This is a genomic window from Alcanivorax sp. HI0083 (genome assembly GCF_001635175.1).
On record NZ_LWFX01001239.1, the window covers coordinates 1 to 3,868 of the forward strand.

Below are 3,868 nucleotides of genomic sequence, written 5' to 3' on the forward strand. Positions count from 1 at the left end.
TCGCCACCTGATCGCCATCTTTACCTTCTATCATCACCCGCACCAATGGCTCCGTGCCGGAAGGCCACAAAAGCACACGGCCATTGCCTGCCAACCGCTCCTCGACGCTGGCCATCGCCGCCTGCACGTCCGAATGCTCCATAAAACCATCGCGGTTGGGGCCACGCACATTGATCATCTGCTGGGGCAACATGACAACATCAGCCACGGCATCCGCCAAACTTTCACTCCGGCGGGACAAGGCTGCCAGCACCTGCAGGGCCGACACGGTGCCATCACCGGTGGAAGTGCAATCCAGGCACACCAGGTGCCCGGAAGATTCGCCACCAATACTCCAGCCACGCTTATCCAGCTGCTCCATGACGTAACGATCACCGACCTTGGCACGCACAAATTCAATACCTTCAGCCTTCAGTGCCAGCTCCAGCCCGAAATTGGACATGAGAGTGCCAACCACGCCTGCCATTTTTGCACCATTGTCCTTGCGGTCTCGAGCCACCACGAACAGCAGCTGGTCACCATCCACCAGATTGCCCGCATGATCCACCATCAGCAGCCGGTCTGCGTCACCATCCAGCGCCACCCCCAGATCCGCCTTTTCTTCCAGCACTCTGCGCTGCAGAGCCTCAGGGTGTGTGGAGCCGCAATCGCGATTGATATTGAAACCGTCGGGCTGGTTAGCCATTGGCACCACCGTTGCGCCCAGCTCTTCAAACACATCCGGCGCGATGTGGTAGGCCGCACCATTGGCCGTATCAACCACAATTTTCATGCCGCTGAGATCCAGCCCCGGCACAGTGCTTTTGCAAAACTCGATGTAGCGGCCACGGGCGTCATCAATGCGGCGCACCTTGCCGATCTGGTCCGTGGACACCACGGAAATTTCTTCGTCCAGCAGACGCTCAATTTCCAGTTCGATCTCGTCATTGAGCTTGCGGCCATCTGCGCCGAAAAACTTGATACCGTTATCCGTATAGGGGTTATGGGATGCGGAAATAACGATGCCCGCCTGGGCCGACAAGGTACGGGTCAGATAGGCAATCCCCGGCGTGGGTAACGGCCCCAGCAGGCGCACATCCACCCCGGCAGCGGAAATCCCTGCCTCCAGGGCCGATTCGAACATGTAGCCGGAAATACGGGTATCCTTGCCGATCAAAATCTTGCTGCCGCCCCGTGCGGCCAGCACCTTGCCTGCCGCCCAACCCAACTTGAGCACAAAATCCGGTGTGATAGGAAACTCCCCCACCGTGCCGCGCACCCCATCAGTGCCGAAATATTTGCGCGTCATGACAACTCCTTTTGTGATTCTCTGACCGCATGGGCAAAACGCACCACATCCACGGTTTCTTTGACATCGTGGGCACGCACGATCATCGCGCCGCGCTCCACACACATAACGGCCGCCGCCAGACTGCCAGACAACCGTTCACTCACATCACGGCCAAGCACTTTACCGAACAGGGACTTACGCGATACACCAATCAAGACCGGCAACGCCAACGCCTGCAACTCAGTCATTTCCTGCATAAGCTGCAAATTATGCGACACGGTTTTCGCGAAGCCGAACCCCGGATCCACCAACAAACGCTCGCGGGTCATACCTGCCCGTTCGCAGGCCGCGATCCGCTCACGCAGAAACGCCATCACCTCGGCGGTCACATCATCGTAATGGGGGTTATCCTGCATGCTGCCGGGCTCTCCCTGCATATGCATCAGGCAGACCGGGAGCTGACTGGCTGCCGCCGCCTGCATGGCACCGGGGCGGCGCAAGGAACGCACGTCATTGATGAGGCCGGCGCCGACCTCTGCACTGTCACGGATCACCGCCGCCGTACTGGTATCCACGGACACCAACGCATCGAGCTCATTGCTTAACGCCTCGACAATGGGAACCACCCGATCCAGCTCTTCCTGTTCAGACACCGCCGCCGCCCCCGGACGAGTGGACTCGCCACCCACATCGAGAATCGCGGCGCCGTCACGCAACATCTGCTCCGCCTGGCGCAGCGCCGCATCACGCTCGGTGTAACGACCACCGTCGGAAAAGGAGTCGGGGGTCACATTGAGGATCCCCATAACGACAGGCGCGGACAGGTCTAGTGTCCGCGCCCCACAGCTAAGCGTTGTTGGATGCATCATGAATCAGTGCGTGTTGGCAGGCCCACCAATGGGGTCGTCACCGGACGGCTGATCACCATCGCCGGAGGCGGCGGCACCGTTACCCGGACCCTGATCACGCCAGTCTTTTGGTGGGCGAGGCTTATGGCCGCCCATGATGTCATCGATCTGCGCCGCATCAATGGTTTCGTACTGCATCAACGCATCCGCCATCAGGTCCAGCTTGTCGCGGTTGTCTTCCAGGATCTGCTTGGCGCGCCCGTAACAGCCATCGATGATGGCCCGCACTTCACGGTCGATTTCTTCTGCAGTCTGCTCGGACATATGCTTGCGCTGCCCCACCTGCTTGCCAAGGAAGACTTCGCCCTCTTCTTCCTCATAAGCCAGCGGACCCATTTTCTCGCTCAGACCCCACTTGGTGACCATGGCACGGGCCAGCTTGGTAGCACGTTCGATATCGTTGGACGCCCCGGTGGTTACACCGTCAAAGCCCAGGGTCATTTCTTCCGCGATACGACCACCAAACAGGGAGCAGATCGAGGATTCCAGACCACGCTTGGACTGGGAGTACTTGTCTTCTTCCGGCAAGTACATGGTGACACCCAACGCTCGACCGCGGGGAATAATGCTCACCTTGTAAACCGGATCATGCTCTGGCACCAAACGCCCCACAATAGCGTGGCCCGCTTCGTGGAAGGCGGTGTTCAGCTTTTCTTTTTCGTTCATCACCATGGAGCGACGCTCGGCGCCCATCAGGATCTTGTCCTTGGCTTTCTCAAACTCTTCCATGGACACCATTCGCTTGTTGGCGCGAGCGGCGAACAATGCAGCTTCGTTGACCAGATTGGCCAGGTCCGCACCGGAGAACCCGGGCGTACCCCGCGCAATCAACGCTGGCTCCACATCATCCGAAATCGGCACCTGACGCATGTGCACCTTGAGCACATGCTCACGGCCACGGATATCCGGCAGCGGCACCGTCACCTGGCGATCAAAACGGCCAGGGCGCAGCAACGCCGGGTCCAGCACGTCCGGGCGGTTGGTGGCGGCAATCACGATAATGCCTTCGTTGCCATCAAAACCGTCCATTTCCACCAGCAGCTGGTTCAGGGTCTGTTCACGCTCATCGTGACCGCCACCGACGCCGGCCCCACGGGAGCGGCCCACCGCATCGATTTCGTCGATGAAGATGATGCAAGGGGAATGCTTTTTGGCCTGCTCAAACATGTCACGGACACGGCTGGCGCCGACACCCACAAACATTTCCACAAAGTCCGAACCGGAAATGCTGAAGAACGGCACCTTGGCCTCGCCTGCAATGGCCTTGGCCAGCAGGGTCTTACCGGTACCCGGCGAGCCCACCATCAGCACACCGCGGGGAATCTTGCCGCCCAGGCGCTGGAATTTAGCCGGATCACGCAGAAACTCCACCAGTTCCTGCACTTCTTCCTTGGCTTCTTCCACGCCCGCCACATCGGCAAAGGTGGTCTTGATCTGGTCTTCGCCCAGTAACTTGGCCTTGGACTTGCCGAATGTCATCGGCCCGCCGCCGCCACGGCCGCCGCCCTGCATCTGGCGCATAAAGAAGATAAAGATGGCCAGAATCAGCAGAATGGGCAGTACGGACAGGAACAGCTGGGTCAGAAAGCCCTGACGCTGGGGCTCCAGGCCCACCACGTTTACATCATTCTGGATCAGCGTGGGCATCAGATTGGTGTCCAGCGTCGGCGGTTTCACCGTGCGGAACTGG

3 protein-coding genes are annotated in these 3,868 nt (G+C 59.5%); all 3 read right to left on the minus strand.

Annotated features, from left to right (window positions below):
- On the minus strand, positions 1 to 1,288 hold a 1,288-nt coding region (glmM, locus tag A3754_RS18010), incomplete at its 3' end, for a phosphoglucosamine mutase (protein ID WP_063520802.1).
- Positions 1,285 to 2,136 (minus strand): dihydropteroate synthase, encoded by an 852-nt coding sequence (gene folP / locus A3754_RS18015; RefSeq protein WP_063520803.1) that lies wholly within the window; start codon positions 2,134 to 2,136, stop codon positions 1,285 to 1,287. The genes glmM and folP, both read right to left, overlap by 4 nt.
- Before the next feature lie 6 nt (positions 2,137 to 2,142).
- Positions 2,143 to 3,868: ATP-dependent zinc metalloprotease FtsH (gene ftsH / locus A3754_RS18020; RefSeq protein ID WP_063520804.1), on the minus strand; the 1,726-nt coding region annotated here is incomplete at its 5' end.